This window comes from Mycobacterium sp. NGS66 (assembly GCF_059812225.1).
Map to the genome: position 1 here is coordinate 667,709 of NZ_JCALCG010000001.1, position 18,852 is coordinate 686,560.

Here is an 18,852-nt window from a genome sequence, read left to right on the forward strand (position 1 = left end):
GCCAAGGGGGGCCAGCCGTGCAACAACGCGATAGCGACGACTCGAATCAGCCTTCCGGTGCCGCAGCCGCCTTCGCAGTGGGCGCCCGGGTACTAATCAGATCCGGCGGCAATGGGCCGTCCCGCGGAATCATTGTCGAGGATTTCGGCGATGCGGCCGGTTACAGCGTTGATGTCGGCCCTCACCATATCGCCAACGCGAGCCGCCGGTGGGCGGTCACACTCGACGACGGCAACCTGGTGTTCGTTAATACCAGCGATCTCGCGAGCCCCACCGAGTAGCCCGCCGACGAGGGGTGGTGATCTCACGTGGCAACTGCTCGAAGTGGGTTGACGGTTTCTGCCAAGGCGGTGGCGGGCTGTCGTGTGCTCACTGTCTATGGCGTATGGGACGCCAGCACGTATGAACTTGTGCGGCATGCGGTTATCGCGGCCGCGCAAGATGAGCCTCGGGCGTTGATCCTCGATGTCAGCAGAATAGCGGTCGCGGCCGAGTCGGCATGGGCGAGGTTCGCCAACATCCGTTGGCCGGATCCTCAGGCGCTCGGCGTCCCAATAGTGCTGGTGTGTGACTCCGTTGCTGGCCAACGAAGTTTGCGCCGCAGACACATCAGCCGTTACGTAGCCCTGTACTTGAGCGTGCAAGCCGCGATCGCCGCCCTACCCGAGGGCGAGGGCGCGGACACCACACTCGACGGCGCGAGCGTCCAGCGCCTGGTCGCCGACGCGCCAATAAGCCGGGCCGCGGCGCACGAGCTGCCTGGCCGACGATCACGCCGCCGATGATCATCTCGAAGCAGCACCGCCGCCAAGGCGCATCGGCATGATGACGCCACGGCGTTCTGGCTGGCTCGGCGACCGCGCAGCGCTATTGGTCAGACTTCTTCAACAGCGCCACGGTCTGGCCGTGACCGGCGGTGCTGCGCGCCACTACATTTCGGAGCAGCTCGACCGCGTTGCCGAGATGATGCGCATCGGCCGGCAGGCCGCGAAACTGCATGTCACCGATGACGTCGTCAGCGACCTGGCCGACCGGATAGCCATCGCCATCGCACTTCACCCGGCCTCATCGAGCCGCCAGACTCAAGAAGCCCGGATGGTGGATCTCGACGTCGAACGCCGCCGCCGCCGCTGATTATCCTTCCCGTTCGTTGACGGACGGATCAGTTGCGCGGACGATGCGTGAAAGCCCCGGTGCCGCTGCGTATCTGGTGATTCCGGCTAACGTAGATCAGAGTGTTGCCATCAGGGTTTACGCTCACGACCAGATCGCGACGCGACCCCCGGGCACGAAAACAGGTGTGATCAAACCCGGGATGGCTCAATCCCGACCCGAAACGAGGAACACATGCAAACGGTACTCGGGGCCAACGGCCAGATCGCGGAGGAGTTGACCCGCGACCTGTACCGCAACTTCACCCAGGACATCCGGCTGGTGAGCCGCAACCCCAGCAAGGTCCACGAGACCGACCAGCTCTTCCCGGCCGACTTGACCGATGCCGAAGCAACCGTCGCGGCGGTAGCAGGTAGCGATATCGCGTATCTGACCGTGGGGCTTCCCATGGACTCGGCACTCTGGGAGCAGCGCTTTCCGGTGATGATGGCCAACACCATCGCCGCCTGCCAACAGCAGAACTGCAAACTGGTGTTTTTCGACAACACCTACATGTATCCGCGGACCTCCGCGCCGCAGGTGGAGGGGACACCCTTCGAGCCCGTCGGGCGGAAGTCGGCCGTACGGGCACAGATCGCGACAATGCTCCTCGATGAGATGCATGCAGGGCGGATCGAGGCCGTGATTTGCCGCGCGCCAGAGTTCTACGGGCCTGGCAAGACGAAAAGCCTTACCAACTCGCTGATATTCGATCGGGTCAATCGCGGCAAGCGGCCATTGGTGCCAGTGAGCGCTCGCACCCGGCGCAGTTTGATATGGACACCCGATGCCAGCCGAGCTTTGAGCTTGATTGGCAACACCTCCGATGCGTACGGCCAAACCTGGCATCTGCCAATCGATCCGGACCGTCTGACATACCAGGACATCATCGAGGTGGCCTCCGAGATCACCGGCAACAAGCTCTCGTACACCACTGTTCCGCTGGCGCTTTTCAGGATCGGCGGTCTGTTCAACGCTTCGGCGAAAGAGGCCGAGGAGCTAATGCCGCGCTATCGTGTCGACAATATCTTCGACTCATCGAAGTTCGCCGCTCGATTCCCCGACTTTGGTATCACTACCTACCGTGAGGGGATTACGGCGATGGTCAAACAGCGGCCGAATCAGCCTGATTACTAACCGAATAACCCCCATTCCGGTGCGGGCATCGGCCACAGCCGAGTCGGGCAGACGATGCAGCCTGCTAAAGCAGGCGCGAATCAAACTCGCCATCTCGAATGGCAAGCGCAGCAAACCGAAGACGGGTCACCACGTTCAACTAGCCGAAGCGGAAGATCAGCCCGCCAGCACGGACATCGTCACCAGCAAGACGATCTCGAAGCCGAACACCGTGGTGAGCCACCGACGAGTCCGGCCTTCGAATTGCCGGGTCAGGCGGCCGGCGAGGATGGTCGCGCAGACGAAGGTGGGCAGCGCCACCACTACCGCGGTCAGGTCGATGCTGGTTTTCGGAGCCAACCAGAAGCCGAGGAAGATCACGTTGCCAGTCATGTTCGCGACGAACACGTGGCCGAGCACCAGGATGCTGATCGAGTCGGCGAGGCCGGTGGCAAACGTAAGCAACAACAGCGCCGTGACAGTCCGCCGTTCGGATACCGGCGAGGTGACGGGCATGGGCGCCGGGCGGCTATATCTGAGGAGTCATATTTATGTAGGTAACGGTCGACATCCTGGTCACCAGCCAACGGCCGTGATCATCACGCGTCATGTTGACCCGGTAGGCCAGGTACATCAGGCCGGGAATATTCTTCTTCAGTCCACTTTTGGAAGTCGTGTTGGTGTACACGATCGCGATGGCATGGGGCACATTGAGCGACTCGACCGCTGCACCGGTGACTTCGGTGGTGCTGGTGATCTTGTGCTGTTTGTAGGGCGATGCGATCTCGCCCATGACTTTCCGGTATTGCGCCGCGAAGTCGCCGGAAAGATACTTCGCTGCCCGGTCGGCGAGAGTATCGATGTTCTCCGGCGTGTAGGACCACAGCGTCCTGATCGCGTCGGCCGCGGTCATCGCCACTTTGAGTTTCGTTGCGACAGTGGCGCGTTCGGACAAGTAGGCATGCATGGTCGTGCCCGCGAACGCGGCGGAGCCGACGAGCAGCATGATCGTCGCCAATACGGCAGCGACGGCGACGCGTTCCCGAATCCGACGACGTGCCTGTGGATCGCGGTCCTTCTTGTCCTTGGCCGCCTTCTTCTTACCCTTGGCCGCCTTCTCTTCGCGGTCCTCTCCTTGCGCCGCACCGGATTCGTCAGCAGCAACGGTGTTTTCGTCGGCTTCGGATTGTTCGGTGTCGGCTTCGGCGGTCTCGGTCACGTCAGTTGCAGAAGCCGCGTCGACGGTCAGATCACCTGCTGCAGGCTGCTGATCTTCCACTGATTCCCTTCCTGCTTAGCGGTCGCCGTCCAGCGATTGATGTTATGGAACACCTGCTTTTCGTCGGCAGACTTGGAGGTGACGTCGGTTGCCACCAACACGGTAGCGGTGCCATCGTCGTTCCACCGTTCGACGCCCGAATCCACGACGGTGCCGGTAGTCGGCTCCGCCCGGGCGATCGTGAGCAGTGTCTCGTTGGCGGTCTCCTGGAAGTGCTTGGCGAATTCGCCGGTCCCTTGCGCCAATATCCGGTCGACGTAATCGTTCGCGTGATACGGATCGATGGTCGTGAAGCCCGCCATGAACCATGACACGTAACTGAGCACCGCACGGTCCTTCTGCGCCGCGCGCCGATGCGATTCATGGGAGATCAACATCAAGGTGGTAGCCGTGATCGCCGCGACGGTCAGCAGCACGGCGACGGTAGCAACGAGCGGCAACTTCCAGCGCCGCCGCGGCGACGGCGTCGTTTGCGCGTCCAGCAGTGGTCGCTCGTTCGGCCGGAACCTGCGGCGGGGACTCACCTTTTCTCCCCCGGCGGTTTGGGCTTGCTCAGCACGACGAGGTCGTCGATGCGCCAGCGGTGGTCCGCGCCCTTGACGAAGACCACTCGAACGCCGGCAGTGATATAGCGTTGCTCGGCCCCGTCGCCGCGCCGCCCGTGGAGGAACACCAGCATCTGCGCCCGGTCCGGGCCGGCCGATTGAATCGCCGCGTCAGTCGACCAGTACTCGTTGATGACCGGCTGACCCTTTCGCACCACATCCTGTTCGTGGGCAAGCTGTGGCCGGTATCTGTCGGTAGCCAGAGAAAGGGCACGCGCAAAGTCGTCGGACAACGATTTCGGGTCGTAGGTCAGCATCTGCGTGACCATCCTGGGACCCTCGACCGCGATCTGCGCGCGTGTTCGATCGGTGGCCCGTTCCTGGGCGTACACGACCGCATAGCTCACGCCGGCACCACCCAGGCACATGGCCGTCGCGATCAGCACCACCAGCGCGGTCCAGCGCCCGATATCGCGTGGCCGGGTGTCGTGTTCGACGCGCTGTACCTCGGTGCGCACCAACATGTCGGCGAACGTTCGGCGCCTGGAGTCCCACAGCGGCCATAGCCACCCCACCAGCAATGAAGCGGTGTCAAGGAGATGGGCCAAGTCGCGCAACAACAGCGTCCATGCCCCCGGCGCGCTCCCGTCGCGGCGTACCACAGCGACGCCGCACCAGGCACGTCCCAGACTCCAGCCGGTGACCGCGGGCAGCAGCAACCGGTTTACCAGCATCAGCAGGAAGACAACCCCGGCAATGGAAAGACACACCCACCACCACGGGCCGTGCAGCGGCACGGTGAAGAAGGTGAGCAGCATGGTGGCCACCACAGCGATCGCCGGCAGGACGTCGATCGCGAAAGCCCCCGCGCGAAGATGCCAGGGCGCCAAAGTCCGCTCCGACGACTCTGGGGCGGCTACCGTGGTCTGAGTCTCCTCGACCAGCAAGGTCACTTCGTCACCGATTCGACCCTGGAGACTTTGTACTGTCCTTCGGTGGGCGTCATCGTCACCCGCAGGCGGTAACCCACTTCCTGGTTCTGCGCCGTGCTGTTGGTCACCCTGACGCGCAGCGCAACCAAGACGTTCACCGAACCGTTGGGATTGTCGCGCTCGACCGCTGCGCGGTTGTCCACCACCTGAACGTGCGCATTAGCGGCTTGATAAGCCTGCATCAGCATGCTCGAGTACATCAGGGCCTGGGAGCGATACTCGTCGGTGCCGCACTCGACGATCCTCCGCTCGGCCTCGGCCAGCGCATTGATGTCCGGTGCCTGGGTCGCCGCAATGCAGTCCATCGCGGCCTTGAGCGCTGCGGCGTTGTTGCGCGCTATGGCCTGGCTTTGGTGATGCGAACGCAGCGCGAGGTAGCCCCCCACCCCGAGGCCACCCGCCAGCGCCAGCAGCGGCACGGTGATACCGGCGAGGACCACCGCGCGGCGGTCGGCGACACTGCCGCCGCGCGCGCCGAAGAATTCTTGACTCTTCGGGGTCATCAGGCTCCAGATCAGGAACACCGCGATGGCTACGCCGACAGCTCCGATGATCGGAGGTGCGTACCGGTAAATGGCCGACAACAGGGTTTGCAGTGCTTCCTGAACGGCCAATGCCACCGCCGAATAGACCAGGAGCTTGTTGGTTGTGCCCTGTAACGCGACGATTCCGCCCAACACCATGACCACTGCGAAGACCAGGTTGACGCCTATCACTCCGTAAATCAGGGCCAAGGGTCCGAATGCGGGCTTGTCGAAGCCGCCGATCACGAAATGTGAAAGTCCCGCGACGATATTCATACCGGCAACGATGAAGGCGAACATCGCCGCCGCCGTGACCATCGCTGGCCTGACTGCGGAATCCTCGTTCTTCTGTTTCGGTACAGCCTTGGATTCTGACGAATCCTCGGCCTTCGCCTCGGATTCAGGTGAATCGTCCGCGTCGGTGGGGTTCAGCCGGCTGGTGCCAGCATCTCCTTCCATCCGTCGTCTCCTGTTTTGGTCGAGTTTTCGACGGAGTACTTCACGCCGTCGGGCCCTACCACTTCGCCGCTCTGAGGACTGTATACCGCCGAGGGAGGCCCGCTCGGAGTGTAGACACACGGGTTGGGCTGTTGTCCGTTGCATTGCACGGTACCCGAACCAGGCCGTTGTAAGGGGTCACTCTTCGGGGGTGGCGTCAGGCCGCCGGGTGGTAGCCGGTCAGCCGGCGCTGGGTTCAGGCCGTTGTTGATCGACGGCGCCGGGATGACCATGCCTGGCCGTACGGACTGGTCACAGCGGGCCGCGGGCGCCGGGCAGGTCAGGATCTGGTTGGGGTCGCCGTACCAGGGGTTGGTGCCCAGCGGGACATACGGATTGGGGTCGCGGCACGCACGCGGTGTGGCGGCCCGCTTGCCGGGGACGTCGACACACGGGATGTTGCGCGATCCACGCACGACATTGGCCGGGGTCTCCATCGGAATCTTGCAGTAGGTCCCGCTCGGCAGCGGCGCGACGCTGGTGTCGGCCGGTGACCGCCATTCGGAGGCCGGGATGAAGCCGGTCATACACGGCGGCGGCAGGTTGATCGACGGCGCGATGTCCAGTGCGGCGTAGTTGGGGAACGGCGCCCCCACCGTCTGCGCTATGGATGCGCCCTGTGGCAGGATTACCAGAATCTGCTCGAGGCCCTTGTTGTAGCGCTTGAGCATTTCTATGACGACCTCGAGGTTCGCCAGCACCTGCGGCAGCGACTCCCGGACGTCACTGAACAGCTCGTTGACCTGATCGGCGGTCGGCGCCGCCTGCCGCAGGATGCTTCGCACGTTCGCGTCCCGCTGGGCCGACTGTCTGGCCAGGCTGTTCAGGTTGCGGGCCCAGCGCTCGATGGCATCACCCGACTGCACCTGACTCTCGATGACCGGTCCGGAGTGCTCAATGATGTCGTTGACGTCGGTGATCTGGTTCTTGAAGTCACCGGCGATCGCCTGAGTCGCGTCGACGAGCCGTTGCAGCGCAGGACCCAGCCCACCGACCGATTGCGCGGTCTCATCCAGCAGCGAGCTGATCTTGTCCTTGGGCAATTTCGCCAACCCGCGGTTGGCGGTGTCCAGCGCGGGCCCGATCTCCTCGGGCACGGTGTTCTCACACTCTGGCTTCACACCAGCTTTCCGTGCCGCCTCCTGGCAAATCGCGTTAGTCCGCCGCAGGGTCGCTCCATCGGCGAAATACTTGCCCTGGTTAGCACCCTTTGACACCAAGTCCAGATATTGCTCACCGACCGCTGATACCGAATGCACGTTCGCGGTCGCGTCCAGCGGGATCTGGTAGTCGCTATCGATGCTCATCGTTGCTTCGGCGCCGGTCTCGGTCGGCTCGACGGAGGTGACCTTGCCGATCGTGATGCCGCGATACGTGACATTGGCCGTCGGGTACAGGCCACCCGATGCCGGCAACTCGGCCTTGAGGGTGTACCGACCGATACCCATCAAGCTCGGAACCCGCAGGTAATACACCCCCAGCACGAGCAACACGACCACGGTCATGACCCCGAACAGGATCAGCTGGCGTCTGATGAAGGGAGTTAGCATTGCCCTCTCTCCGCCCTTTCCACCAGTGGCCCACCGGGGGCGTCATTCGGGTTCGACGTGTAGCGGACATCGGGAATCATCGTCGCTGGATCCCGTCCGTAGGACTGCTCGAGCGCGCGCAGGGCGCCGGACAATCCGGTGCCGGTCAGGAACGCGTTGTCAACCGCGCTGTAGGTGACATCCAACGTCAACGACAAGTTCATATAGTCACCGCGGATGACCTTCGGAACGCTGTCGATGTCGAACGGCTGCGTGAGGATCAACTTCAACGCGCCGATCAGGTACGGCGACGCGCGTCCGAGCTCCCGCAGCGGACATTCCAGCGCCTGCAGGTCGGTATGCAGGGGTCCGCGTGCTTCGCCGACATACTGTGCGGTGACCTGGCTCAGCCGTCCGACCGAGTCCACCGCGTTGATGAGCAGATTCTGCGTATCGGCGAAGTGCTTGATCAGCGGCGGAATGTCGGTCAGCGTCCGCTCCAGGACGTCGTTGCGGCCACCCACATAGGTCAGCAGGCGGTTGGTGGAGTCGATCGCGTGGGTGATGTCGTCGCGCTGCTCGTTCAGCTGGCGGGTGAACGTGTCCAGTTTGCCGAGGAAGGCACGGATCTGCGGACCCCGCCCGTTGAGGATTTTGTAAACCTCGTCCTGCAGCGTTTCCAGGTTCGGGATGCCCCCACCCCGCAGAACCAGGGCGAGACTCGCCAGGGTTTGCTCGGTCGTCGGGAACGCCGACGAATTCTTCAGCGGAATGGTGTCGCCGTCCTTGAGCAGTTCCGACGACGGATTCGGCGGTGACAGCAACTCCACGTGCTGAGATCCCAGCAAACTGGTCTGGCCGATCCTGGCCAGTGCATTCTTGGGCAGCTTGGCGGTCTTGCTCACGCCGAGCGTCAAGGTGGCGATCCAGTTCTTGAGCTCGATCTTTTTGATCGAGCCAACGAATACGTCGGCGACCATCACCTTGCTGTTGCCGTTGATGGCCAGCGTGTCGGGCATCTGCACATAGATCGTGTAGGCGTCCGCCTTGTCGCACCCGAGCGTCCACGTAGGAGGGCAGCCCGGACCACCCGGAATCCTGACGTTGGCGATGCCGTGCCAACCGCAGGAGCTCAAAACCAGTGCGGCCACCAGCAGCACCAGTGCCTGCCATGCCCGGTGACGAATCAGCCCGCTCACGCACGTCATCCGAGTCACTGGCCCGCTCCTGCCTCAGCGGGCAACGGCGGTCCGACCGGTGCTGGTGCCGGCGCCGGTCCTGGTCCCGGTCCCGGAGCCGGCGTCGGAGCGACCGGTCCCGGCCGCACTTCCGGCCCGGGCGGCGGCGGCTGGACGGGCACCGGGGCCACCAGGCCGATGGGCGGCAGGATCGGGTTCTCGTCGTAGGCGTTCGGCGGTCCCGGCGGGGTCTGCAGCGTCGACTGAACCGGTGGGATGTTGGGGCCGCCCATCAGTTCGGACAGCGACTCCGGCGTCATCAGGCCAGCCGTGACCGGCCCCACCTGCGTCCCTTGCATGCCCGGGGCGACGATCCAACCCGTTTGCGTATTGCGGTGCGACAACGGCGTATCGGGCACCCAGATACCCGGGACGGTGGTGTCCTTGTAGCCGTTCGGTGGTTGCAGCCGCGGTTCGGAGTAGGCGACCTCCTTCGGCAGTGTCTCGGCGGTACTGAACAGGTTCAACCCGAACGGCAGGTAGTTGAACTTGATCGCGTCGAGAATCGGCGCCAGGTATTGCGCACACAGTTCGGCCGACTCCTGATATCCCATGCGGCTACCGGCCTGGACCGAGCTGCAGATGAACTGCATCGGGTTGGCGAAGTTGGTGATCGCGGGAATGGCCACCACCGAACCGTGCGACGGGTGGTAGATCTGATTGATATTCGCAAAGGCCGTCGGACCGACGTGCAGGGCGGTCTCCACCCCGTTCAGCGGCTCGGGCTGCAGCAGCGTGTTGGTCGCGATCTCGAGGTTTTTGAGGTCGGTGCTGAGCACCTCGCGGTTCTTGTCGAGGAACGGCCGCACGGTGGTGAGCAGCGAGTCGATCTGCTGTAGCGCATTGGACAGGTCTTGGTCGGAGTGCGTCAGCCGGGTGGTGAAGGACGCGAGGTTCTGGTTCAACGCGACGAACTGCTGGTCATCCTGGTGCAACGCGTTGACGAACAGTGCCAGGCTGCGCACCACCGCGAAGAAGTCGCCGCGGCCCTCGTTCAGCGCCGTCAGAGCCTTGGACAGGTTGTTGAATGTGGCGTTGAACTGCTTGCCCTTGCCGGCCAGCCCGTTGGCGAACGACTCGACAACCTCACCGAACGGCCCCTCGCGCTCGAGCACGCTGCAGGGGGTCCCGTCGTCTTTCTTCCCGTCTTCTCGCGGGCACGTCGGCCCCAGCTGGGAAATGATGTGCGTGATGTTGTTGCGCAGCTCGTCCCATTCCGTTGGCACCTTGGTGCGTTCGATGGGGATCACCGCGTCGTTGGCCAGCACCGGGCCGCCCTTGTAGGGCGGCTCCAATTGGATGCTGCGCGATGCCACCAGGGTGGGGTTGAGAATCACCGCCTGGGCATCCGCCGGCACTTTGTACTTGTTGTCGTAGTGGAATATCACCTTCATTTTGTCGCCGGCCGGCGTGATGCTGTCGATCGCGCCGACCTTCAAGCCCATGATCTGGACCTTGTCACCCGCATAGAGAGCGTTCGCCGCCGGGAAGTAGGCGGTGACCCTGTTGGTGGTCAGCCTGTGGTAAAGGTCCCGCCCGGCCCAGACCGCGATAATTCCCAGGACCACCACCAGCGATCCGATGATCACCGCCGCCCGCGACATCTGCGGCAACTTGATGTTGCGGATATCGAAGATGGTGCTCAATTCTGGCTACCTCCCGTGATTCCGCTGCCACCAGCTCCACCCGGGTTGATGAACGGTGCCGGCAGTTGCGCCCCCGGTCCCGGCGGGGCCGGCGGACCCGGCGGCAGGCCCGGCGCAAACGTCGACGGTGGTGCCGGGGGCGCCTGGTCGGTGCGGGCGAGCGGAGGTGCGCCAGGGATCGGAACCGGCGTGCCGGGGACACCCGGAGCCTCCTGACCTGGGCGCGCACTGCCCGGTATGCCCGGAGTCGGCGGCAGGCCGTTGGGGTTCGGTGGCGAGGCTTCCACGTCCAGCGGCACCGGGAATCCGCCCGGTATCGGGCCGAACGGACCTTGCATGGCACCCGCACATGGCAGCGGGTTCCACGGACGTGGCAGGCCCTCGTCGCCGACGGTGACGTTGCCGCCCGGATTGGCCGGCGTGTACGAGCAGGGCGAGCCAGGCCCGACGGCCGGACCGGGGTGGTCAGGCGTGCCCTCCAGCACCCGCGGTGCCGGCGGCGGCGCACCGTTGGGGAAGCGCGTGCCGTTGGGGTCGGGCCAGCGGAACTCGGGCAGACCCGCGCTACGCCAGAAGTTCTCCGGGTCCAGCCCGCGCTTCTTGAACGCGGCGTCGATGAAGGGCTGGATGATCTGGCCGGGGAACAGGTTGTGCAGGACGACTTTGAAGAACGGGCCGGAAGCGATGGTTTCGTTGAGCGACGGCAGGAACTTGCCGACCTCGGTCAGCCCGGTCGCCAGGTCGTCTTTGCGTTGCACCAGGATCTCGCTGACCGTGCGCAACTGTTCCAGCACATGGTTCAGGTTCGGATTCTCGTTGATGAACGCCGACAGCTGCGCGGAGAATGCCGAGATGTTGCCCAGCAACGCGTCGATAGCGCGACCGCGCTCTTCGAACGCGGCCAGCAGCGTCTTCGCGTTCACCAACAGCCGGTCCACCTGCTGGCTGCGGTCGCCCAGGACGCTGGCGACCTGGTTGGCCTGGGCAAGCAGGTGCTTGATCTCCTCGTCGCGTTTGCCGATGGTGTCGGAGAACTTGGCGACCCCGTCGAGCGTTGCGCTCAGGTGCGGATAAGTCTCGTCAATGGTCTGCGACAACACATGCAGGGACTCTTTGACCGAGGCGATGTCCCAGCCTTTGGCGGCATTGGTGACATCGAAGAACGCGTCGTAGATCTGGTAGGGGGTGGTGCTCTGTCCCCTCGGCAAAGTGGCGCCCGGCTGCAGCAGCTTGTTGCCCCGCGTCTCAATCTCGAGGATCTTCTTGCCCAGGATGGTGTCGGTCTTCACCGCGAGCCGGCTCTCGGTGCCGATTCGGTTGCTGCCGATCGAGAACTTCATCTTGATGTGGTCGCCGTCGATCTTGAGTTCCTCGACCTTGCCGACTTCCATGCCGGCTATACGCACCTTGTCGCCCTTGCTGATTCCGCCCGTATCGTCGAACTGCGCATAGTAGCTGGGCCGCGCGAAAAGCATCGGGACGCTGGTGAAGCTCTGACCGACGCCGATGACCAGGACGGTCACCAGGATGCCCATCAACCCGATGTGCAGTCTGTTGGGGGGTTCGAGAGTTCTCATTGCGGCGAGCACCTACCCGATGGCTGGTGGAAGAGCCGGACCGTGCGGACAGGTCCGCCGGCCTGCAACCCGTTGATCTTCAGCGTGATGTCGCAGGCGTAGAAGTTCACGAAGTCGCCGTACGAACCGATGGCGCGCCCGATCATGTTCAGCGCCGTGGGCACACTTTGGAGGAAGTCGTTGAGCTGCTGACGCTGATCGATAAGCGGCTGCTGAATCGTGTCCAGGTAGTTGACCGCCTTGTGTAGCGAAGCTCGGTCCTCGGCCAGCAGATCGGCAACCGTCCCGGCGGCATTGCTGATGTGCGCGGTCCCGGCGGCAAGCGGGTCGGCGTGGTTTTTCAGGCCGGTGATCAACACCTCGAGGTTGTTGACGGTCTGGTCGAAGTCCTTGCGATGGCGAACCGTGGTGTCCAGCACGGTGTTCAAGTTCTTGATCACCTCGCCGATCGCGTGGTCGCGTTCGGCAAGCTGATTGGTCAGCTGCGCGGTGTTCTCCAGAATGTCGTTAATAGTCCCGCCCTGACCCTGGAACACGGTGATGAGAGTCTTTGCGATCTCGTTGACCTTGTCCGGGCTCAGCGCCTTGAACACCGGCTTGAAACCACCGATCAGCGCGTCGAGGTCCAAAGCCGGCGAGGTCCGTGAAAGCGGGATGAATCCACCTGGAGCCAAGACCTTGTCGTAGCCTTCACCGTTACCCCGCTTGAGCTCCAGATAGCGGTTACCGATCAGGTCCAGATAGCGGATCTGCGCCGTCGTCGACTGGTAGAGCGGAATCGAACGGTCCACGTTGAACTTCACCCGTGCGCGCTTGCCGCCGTCGACCAATTCGACCGTCTTGACCTTGCCGATCTCCACCCCGGAGGCGCGGACGAACTGGCCCTCCCGCAGACCGCTGATGTTGCTGAACTCTGCGGAGTAGCTGTTGGTGCTGTCGAAACGGATCTGACCGAACACCACGAAGATCATCACAGTGAAGAGCAGCAGCACCACTGCGAAGGCGCTGAGCTTGACGAGGGTCCCTTTGATACTCATGGGTTGATCGTGTTATCCCCTACCTGACGGCCCCAGACGTATTCGATCGCATAGGGCGAACCAGTGTCTACGTGGTTGTAAGGCGCAAGGCTGTTGCCGGTGTCCACGACCAGGGTGGGCGCGGGCCACAGATCACGGGTGATGTGCTGCCAGCAACCGGGCGCACCGCCCGGCCCACCGCGAGCGTTCACCCGAGGCAGGTTCTCCGGCCACATGTAGGGGTTAGGTGCGCCACCGACCACTCCAGCCAGCGCACCCAGCTGCGAGGCGATCGCGACGACCGCCGAAACTGGGTTCAGCAGCAGGCCCAACCCAGACAGCAGTTGCGAGTGGCTGTTCAACGAGTAGCCGTTGCCACCGAGGAACGAAGCGACGACGGGTTCGATGTCGTGGTAGTTGCGCACGGCGCAGAACAGCTCGGGGCTGTAGGTGTCCAGCAACTGGGCGCTGGGTACCAGGTCGGCGGCTCCGCGGGCCAGGTACGGTCCGCCCCGGCTGATGACGTCGGCGCCGGTGTTGCCGAATCCGGCCGCCGACAACAACGCCTGGTCCAGATCCTTCTGCTGCGCATTGATCGTGCGAGAGGTGATGACCGCGTTGTTGAGGAAGTCGAACAGATCCGGCGAGGCGTCGGCGTATACGTCACCGAGTGCCGCCAGCTGTTGGATGTCGTGGCGAGCCTGCGGCATCCGCGGGTTGACGTCGTCGAGGATGTCATTGCCGTTGACGATCGCCTGACCGAACCTGTCGCCCAACCCGGTCAGCGCCTGCGCGGCCGCACTCAGCGTCAGGTTCAGCTTGACCGGGTCGACTCGCTCGGCGATCTCGGTGATGGTCTGGAACAGGGTGTTGATCTCGGTGGTGACCGACTTGGCCTCGATGATGTCCCGCTTGGGATCGAACTTGCCCTGCGGATCCTTGGGCGTGGTCAACGACACGTATTTGCCGCCGAACACGGTGGTGGCCTTGAGGTCGGCCCGGACATTTCTGGGCATCAGCTTGATGTACTGCGGGTAGACGTCCAGCGTGAATCGGGCCGCCGGCTTGCCGTCCCGCGTGATCTCCTTGATGCCGTCTTGGGCGACCCGGCCAATCTCGACGCCGTTGAAGGTGACCTTCGAGCCCGGGTCCATCACCAAACCCGCCCGCGGCGACTCCATCGTCACCTTCGTCTTGGGCGTCAACGTTCCCCGGAACTCTAGGAACACGAAGACCAAAGCCACCACCAGGATTATCAGGAACCCGGCGCCCGCCAACTTGTACGGAGGGTTGCGTGGCTTGTTGATCTTCCCCGGAGTCGTCATGGCGCTACACCGTTAGTGCGAAGTTGGGGTCGACGCCGTAGAGCGCCAACGCGGCCGACAGGACAACTACTTGCACCGAGACCAGCGAGAAGCGCATCGATCGGCCGACGGCCTCGCCGACGCCGACCGGACCGCCCCCCGCGTTGTATCCGTAGTAGCAGTGGGTCACCATCACGACCGCCGCGATGATGATCGTCTCCATGAACGAATAGAACACGTCGTCCGGGCGCAGGAAAGTGCGGAAATAGTGGTCGTAGGTGCCGTTGGACTGTCCGTACAGGACGGTCGTGACGATCCGTGGCGACAGGAACGACATGACCATCGCCAGCGCGTACAACGGGATGATCACCACCAGGCCGGCCACGATCCGGGTGGACGCCAGAAACGAGACGGACTTGATGCCCATCACCTCGAGGGCATCGATCTCCTCGCTGATCCGCATCGCACCGAGCTCGGCGGTGGCACCGGCGCCGACCGTGGCCGCCAGCGCGATGCCGGTGACCACCGGACCGGCGATGCGCACGTTGATCAGCGCGGCGAAGAAGCCGGTGAACGCCTCGACACCGATATTGCCCAGCGATGCGAAACCCTGAATGGCGACCAGCGAGCTTCCGGACAGCGTCACGAAGCCGACGATTGCGGCGGTGCCGCCGACGACGGCCATCGCGCCGGTGCCCATGCCGATCTGGGCGATCAGGCGCAGCGTTTCCTTGCGGTAGTGATGCAGCGCATGCGGTATCTGCCCCAAGCACACCAACGAGAACCAGGCCATCTGCCCGATTTCGTCGAGCCCCCGGTTGAAGACGAGGCCGTAACGCTTGGCGTTTTCAACTAGCCGCGGACGAGTTTGACGGACGACGGTTCCGGTCGACATGTCAGTGCCCCGTTCCGAATCGCACGCCGATCGTGGTGAGGATGACGTTGACCGCATACAGGGCGACCACGCAAAGCACCACGGTCTCGTTGACGGCGGTGCCCAGACCTTTGGATCCGCCGCGCACCGTCAGGCCGCGGTAGCAGCCCACCAGACCGGCGATCAGTCCGAACGTCGCAGCTTTGACCGTCGCGATGACCACCTCCGGCATCCCGGTGATGGTGGTCAGCGTCGCAAGATAGGCGCCGCCCGACACGTTTTGCAGGTAAACCCCGAACAGGTAGCCGCCCACCAAACCGACGGTGATCACCAGACCGTTGAGCAGCGTGGCGACGACGGTCGCGGCGATCACCCGGGGCACCACCAGCCGGTGGATGGGGTCGATGCCAAGCACCTCCATGGCGTCGATCTCTTCCCGGATGGTGCGCGCACCCAAGTCCGCGCAGATGGCCGTCGAACCCGCGCCGGCCACCACGAGCACCGTGGTCAGCGGGCCGAGCTGGGTGACCGCACCGATCGCGGCGCCCGCGCCGGAGAGGTCGGCGGCACCGAACTGGGCGAGCAGAACATTGAGCGTGAAGATCAGCAGCACGGTCAGCGGAATCGACACCATGATGGTCGGCAGGAAGGCGACCCGCATGATGAACCAGCACTGCAGGATCAGCTCTTTCCACTGAAATGGCCAGCGGAACAGCGCCTTTCCGGTCAGGACGCACATCCGGAAGAAGCCGCCGATCAGGGTAAGTGGCGTCTCGAGCTGGTCACGGGCCCACCCGATCGCGCTCGGCCGCGTCGACGTCGACGTCACAGATGCCCCCTCACGACCGCGCACCCCAAGTTCCGCGGCGCCACGGCGGATCCTGTCGCACGCCTCCTCCTTGTCCCGACCCCTCTGCGATGTGACCCGCTGCGCCCGGCTGCGCCGCGTGTGACCCTCAGCTCCCTACCCGCAGGTAGTAACGGAGACCACAGGAATGTACCCGATGGCCGTCCAGGTGTGAACCGGATACGCACAATTAACCCTTCGTCAACAGCGGGCAAACGTTACAGATTGCTTGAGCTTCCCTTTCTCTACGTTGAATCCCCTGGCGCAGAACGACTTTCGGACCTTCCGACGGTGCCGTAACGAACCCTCAGCTCAGTCTTGAGCACCTTCCCGGCCGGGTTGCGGGGTAGCCGGTCTACGATCTCGAGGGCCTTGGGGTGTTTGTACCGGGCGAGCCGTTCGGTCAGGAACTCATCAAGCTCTTCGAGTCGCAGGCCCTCATCCGTTACCGCCGCGACGGCGATGGGCACCTCGCCCCACTTCTCGTGAACGCGGCCGATGACGGCGACTTCGACGATGCGGGGATGGCTCGCGAGAACGTTCTCCACCTCGGCGCAGTAGATGTTCTCGCCGCCGGAGATGATCATGTCCTTCTTCCGGTCGACCACCCAGACGTAACCGTCCTCGTCCATCCGCACGAGGTCGCCGGAATGGAACCAGCCACCCGCGAACGCTTCTGCCGTCGCCTCCGGATTGTTCCAGTAGCCGCTCATCATTGTCGGTGCCCGATAGACGATTTCACCTACCTCGCCGACGGGCACGTCGTTCATGTTGTCGTCGACCACCCGGGCCGCGACCGTCGGGATCACCTTGCCGACCGATCCCCGCTTGCGGATGGCGTCCTCGCCCAGCAACATGCAGGTGACCGGTGACATCTCGGTCTGGCCGAACGCCGCCAGGATCTGGGTTCCGGGGAAGGTCGCCGACATTTCGCGCAGCAATGCGTCCGGTGCCGGCGCGGCCCCCCACGACATCACTCGCAGCCGCAAGTCGCGGGGTCTTGCCTTCTGTTCGGCGCAGACCGCCTGCCACTGCGCGGGAACCAGGAAGATGCCGGTTACCTTTTCGGCTTCCAGCACGTCCAGTAGCTGCCCCGGGTCGAACGCGCCGAGTGGATAGATCACCGTCGGGACGCCCAGCAGCATGCCGGTCAGCATGTTGCCGACGCCGGCGATGTGGAACAGCGGGACACCGATGAAACCGACGTCGTTGTTGAGGTCCACGCCGCTGGTATAGAGGACGGTCATCGTCTGGCCGGCCAAGTTGGCATGGGTCAACACGGCGCCTTTCGGCCGACCGGTGGTGCCCGAGGTGTACATGATCAGCGCCGGCGAGTCGTTCGGTATGTCGACCGGTTCATGTGCCTCACCGGTCTCGTTGATCAGGTCCTCGTAGCCCGATACCGCGTCGTCGGTTCCCGCACCGGCGACGACGATCTCGTCCAGCAGCGGCTGCATGCCGCGGACCGCGGTCGCCACCGGTGCCAGGACGGCTTCGGTGATCATCACGCGGGCTTCGCAATCCTCGACCAGGAAGGCGATCTCGGCTGGAGTGAGGCGGAAGTTGAGCGGAACGGCGATGGCCCCGAGCATGTTGGCGGCCAGCACCGACTCCATGAACTCGGGGCGGTTGAGCATCAAGATCATGACCCGGTCGCCGAAGCCGACCCCTCGGCGGCTCAGCGCATCGGCCAGCACCGCAACCCGCTGCCGGAATTGCCCCCAGGTCACCGTGCGGCCCAGGAACCTCAGCGCCGTCGCGTTCGGCTGCATCATGGCGTGCCGCTCGAGCTGGTTGACCCAGTTCTGCCGACGGGCCAGGTAGGGCTGTTCTTGAGCGCGCTTATCGACCTCCGTCACGTGACTGGCCAATTGCGCGGTCACTATCCCTCCCCTTCACTCCCGCACCGCTTGCGACTGATTGATATTTGATAAAACATAGTGTTGTGTGGGTCACACTAACGGCCCTGGTACCCCCAAGACAAGACCCGATCAGACCCTGAAAGTCCTGGCAGCCGACGTGAACGCCCCGATCTCCGCGCGACCGCGTAGCCGTCGGCCACTGCGCCGCTCTCAATTGTCAGATGAGGTCGCCGGCCATTTGCGGGCGGCAATCATGTCCGGGAAGCTGCGCCCGGGGACATACATCCGCCTCGACGAGACCGCCGCCGAACTCGGCGTGAGCATTACGCCGGTCCGGGAGGCGCTGCTGAAGCTGCGCGGCGAGGGCATGGTGCAGCTCGAGCCGCATCGCGGTCATGTGGTGGTGCCGCTCACCCGACAGGACCTCGACGACATTTTCTGGCTGCAGGCCACCATCGCCCGGGAACTGGCCGTGGCGGCCACCGACCACATCACCGACGGCGAGATCAATGAGCTGGACCGGATGAACGACGCGCTGGCCGGTGCGGTCGACTCGGGCGACGCCGACACGATCGCGGCCGTGGAGTTTGCGTTTCACCGGGTCTTCAACCAGGCCAGCCGCCGCATCAAGTTGGCCTGGTTCCTGCTGAACGCCGCCCGCTACATGCCGGTGTTGGTGTACGCATCCGATCCGGAGTGGGGGACGGCGGCCGTCGACAACCACCGGCAGTTGATCGCGGCATTGCGTCGACGCGACACCGCGGCGGTCATCGAGCTCACCGTTTGGCAGTTCACCGACGGCGCGCGCCGGCTGAAGGAGACGCTGGACCGCGAAGGAATCTTCGGTTAACCC

Annotated in this window: 17 protein-coding genes and 2 pseudogenes; 5 read left to right on the forward strand and 14 right to left on the reverse strand. The window is 64.0% G+C overall.

Annotated elements, in window-relative coordinates; translation table 11 throughout:
- Positions 1–17: 17 nt before the first annotated feature.
- The 4 genes from AC5Y2L_RS03230 (at position 18) to AC5Y2L_RS03245 (ending at position 2,289) form a co-directional block, all read left to right on the forward strand.
- Complete coding sequence (locus AC5Y2L_RS03230) at positions 18–281, forward strand: hypothetical protein (protein WP_499934326.1); 264 nt, start codon at positions 18–20, stop codon at positions 279–281.
- A gap of 27 nt (positions 282–308) precedes the next feature.
- A complete protein-coding gene (locus AC5Y2L_RS03235; RefSeq protein WP_499934325.1) occupies positions 309–785 on the forward strand; it encodes an STAS domain-containing protein in 477 nt (158 codons plus the stop codon).
- A gap of 121 nt (positions 786–906) precedes the next feature.
- Positions 907–1,134: a hypothetical protein gene (locus tag AC5Y2L_RS03240; RefSeq protein ID WP_499934323.1), complete on the forward strand. Its 228-nt coding sequence runs from the start codon at positions 907–909 to the stop codon at positions 1,132–1,134.
- A 213-nt stretch (positions 1,135–1,347) separates the two neighbouring features.
- The gene (locus tag AC5Y2L_RS03245; RefSeq protein WP_499934322.1) at positions 1,348–2,289 is read left to right on the forward strand and encodes an NAD-dependent epimerase/dehydratase family protein; all 942 of its coding nucleotides are present in this window, start codon (positions 1,348–1,350) and stop codon (positions 2,287–2,289) included.
- 159 nt (positions 2,290–2,448) lie between these two features.
- Here the strand turns inward: AC5Y2L_RS03245 and AC5Y2L_RS03250 are convergent.
- The 14 genes and pseudogenes from AC5Y2L_RS03250 to fadD5 all read right to left on the reverse strand — a co-directional run.
- A pseudogene (locus AC5Y2L_RS03250) lies at positions 2,449–2,784 on the reverse strand (DUF1275 family protein); the annotation flags it as partial.
- A 13-nt stretch (positions 2,785–2,797) separates the two neighbouring features.
- On the reverse strand, positions 2,798–3,547 hold the full coding sequence (locus AC5Y2L_RS03255) for a mammalian cell entry protein (RefSeq protein ID WP_499934320.1): 750 nt from the start codon (positions 3,545–3,547) through the stop codon (positions 2,798–2,800).
- Positions 3,514–4,071 carry an Rv1363c family protein gene (locus AC5Y2L_RS03260; protein ID WP_499934319.1) on the reverse strand — a complete coding sequence of 186 codons (558 nt, stop codon included), beginning with the start codon at positions 4,069–4,071 and terminating at the stop codon, positions 3,514–3,516. Before AC5Y2L_RS03260 ends, AC5Y2L_RS03255 begins: the two co-directional genes overlap by 34 nt.
- Positions 4,068–5,045, reverse strand: coding sequence for an RDD family protein (locus AC5Y2L_RS03265; RefSeq protein WP_499934317.1), 978 nt, complete (start codon positions 5,043–5,045; stop codon positions 4,068–4,070). Before AC5Y2L_RS03265 ends, AC5Y2L_RS03260 begins: the two co-directional genes overlap by 4 nt.
- A pseudogene (locus AC5Y2L_RS03270) lies at positions 5,042–5,518 on the reverse strand (Rv1363c family protein); the annotation flags it as partial. The gene AC5Y2L_RS03265 and the pseudogene AC5Y2L_RS03270, both read right to left, overlap by 4 nt.
- A gap of 518 nt (positions 5,519–6,036) precedes the next feature.
- Complete coding sequence (locus tag AC5Y2L_RS03275; RefSeq protein ID WP_499934316.1) at positions 6,037–7,656, reverse strand: MCE family protein; 1,620 nt, start codon at positions 7,654–7,656, stop codon at positions 6,037–6,039.
- Positions 7,650–8,843: a virulence factor Mce family protein gene (locus tag AC5Y2L_RS03280; protein ID WP_499934635.1), complete on the reverse strand. Its 1,194-nt coding sequence runs from the start codon at positions 8,841–8,843 to the stop codon at positions 7,650–7,652. Before AC5Y2L_RS03280 ends, AC5Y2L_RS03275 begins: the two co-directional genes overlap by 7 nt.
- 5 nt (positions 8,844–8,848) lie before the next feature.
- Positions 8,849–10,519, reverse strand: coding sequence for a virulence factor Mce family protein (locus AC5Y2L_RS03285; RefSeq protein WP_499934315.1), 1,671 nt, complete (start codon positions 10,517–10,519; stop codon positions 8,849–8,851).
- Entirely contained in the window at positions 10,516–12,096 is a 1,581-nt protein-coding gene (locus AC5Y2L_RS03290) for a virulence factor Mce family protein (RefSeq protein ID WP_499934314.1), read from the reverse strand. The genes AC5Y2L_RS03285 and AC5Y2L_RS03290 overlap by 4 nt, the downstream gene beginning before the upstream one ends.
- Positions 12,093–13,133 carry a virulence factor Mce family protein gene (locus tag AC5Y2L_RS03295; RefSeq protein ID WP_499934312.1) on the reverse strand — a complete coding sequence of 347 codons (1,041 nt, stop codon included), beginning with the start codon at positions 13,131–13,133 and terminating at the stop codon, positions 12,093–12,095. Before AC5Y2L_RS03295 ends, AC5Y2L_RS03290 begins: the two co-directional genes overlap by 4 nt.
- On the reverse strand, positions 13,130–14,437 hold the full coding sequence (locus AC5Y2L_RS03300; RefSeq protein WP_499943548.1) for an MCE family protein: 1,308 nt from the start codon (positions 14,435–14,437) through the stop codon (positions 13,130–13,132). The genes AC5Y2L_RS03295 and AC5Y2L_RS03300 overlap by 4 nt, the downstream gene beginning before the upstream one ends.
- A 4-nt stretch (positions 14,438–14,441) precedes the next feature.
- The gene (locus AC5Y2L_RS03305; RefSeq protein ID WP_499936220.1) at positions 14,442–15,311 is read right to left on the reverse strand and encodes an MlaE family ABC transporter permease; all 870 of its coding nucleotides are present in this window, start codon (positions 15,309–15,311) and stop codon (positions 14,442–14,444) included.
- A gap of 1 nt (position 15,312) precedes the next feature.
- Positions 15,313–16,029: an MlaE family ABC transporter permease gene (locus AC5Y2L_RS03310; protein WP_499936538.1), complete on the reverse strand. Its 717-nt coding sequence runs from the start codon at positions 16,027–16,029 to the stop codon at positions 15,313–15,315.
- A 353-nt stretch (positions 16,030–16,382) separates the two neighbouring features.
- Positions 16,383–18,020 carry a fatty-acid--CoA ligase FadD5 gene (gene fadD5, locus AC5Y2L_RS03315; RefSeq protein ID WP_499936221.1) on the reverse strand — a complete coding sequence of 546 codons (1,638 nt, stop codon included), beginning with the start codon at positions 18,018–18,020 and terminating at the stop codon, positions 16,383–16,385.
- A gap of 136 nt (positions 18,021–18,156) precedes the next feature.
- Here fadD5 and AC5Y2L_RS03320 point away from each other — a divergent pair, with 136 nt between their 5' ends.
- Positions 18,157–18,849: a GntR family transcriptional regulator gene (locus tag AC5Y2L_RS03320; protein WP_499936223.1), complete on the forward strand. Its 693-nt coding sequence runs from the start codon at positions 18,157–18,159 to the stop codon at positions 18,847–18,849.
- The last annotated feature ends 3 nt before the right edge of the window (positions 18,850–18,852 follow it).